The organism is Roseateles sp. P5_E11, from assembly GCF_054049355.1.
The window spans coordinates 1-849 of sequence record NZ_JBFUMO010001108.1 but is presented as its reverse complement, the minus strand read 5'-3'; the positions used below and the strand labels follow the sequence as shown (position 1 = coordinate 849).

Annotated in this window: 1 protein-coding gene; it reads right to left on the bottom strand. The window is 66.7% G+C overall.

Translation table 11 applies throughout. The features are described from left to right. Window positions 1-848, bottom strand: an 848-nt coding sequence (locus tag ACXJKR_RS33740) for an RNB domain-containing ribonuclease (RefSeq protein ID WP_457326572.1), incomplete at its 3' end; no start/stop codon positions are given. Window position 849 lies beyond the last annotated feature (1 nt).

Sequence of the window (849 nt, the reverse complement as noted above, 5' to 3'; positions counted from 1 at the left end):
ACGGTGGACAGGCGCTCGCGGGCGACCTTGTCGACGGCAGAGTCTGGCGTGATGGCCAGGCCCGGTGCAGCGATGTGAACGCCGAAGGTGACGGTGCCCGTGCCCAGGCCCTGCACCGACAGCGCGTCATCGATCTCGGTGGTCTGCGAGTCGTCGATGGAGAAGGCGCACGCCGGCGACAGCGCCAGCTCGTCCTTGATCTCCGGCGCCGTCAGCGCGGGGAAGCCGGCGCCCTTGGGGAAGTTCTCGAACAGGAAGCGCTTCCAGTGGAACTGGTAGGCGCTGGTGATGGCGCCGGCGCCCTGCAACAGGTCCAGCGGGGCCTTGTGCGACTTCTTGCTGGCCTCGACGACAGCCTTGTATTCCGGGCCGTTCTTGTCGGGCTTGAAGAGGATCTTGTAGATCTGGTCCTGGATGGGCGCGGGGCAGGTGCCTGCCGCCAGCTCGTCGGCCCAGGACTCGATCTGCAGTTGTTGCTGGCGTTTGCGCTCGATGCCCAGCAGCGCGGCCTTGACGATCTCCTCGGGCGCCTTCTTGAACTGGCCCTTGCCGGCGCGGCGGAAATAGTGCGGTGCTTCGTAGAGACGAAACAGCGCGGCCGCTTGCTGCAGGGTGCCTGCCTTGGCGTCGAAATAGTCGCGCGCCAGGTCGGCGAAGCCGAATTCCCCCTCGGGGGCGAATTCCCAGGCCAGGTCGAGGTCGATGTCGTCGGCCAGCTTGCGGGCCTCCGCCAGCAACACGGCTGGCGCCGGCTGCTCGAATTTCAACAGCACGTTGGCGGACTTGACCTTGACCCGCTTGCCCGAGTCCAGCTCGACCTGCAGCGAGGCATCGGCCTCCGACATCACC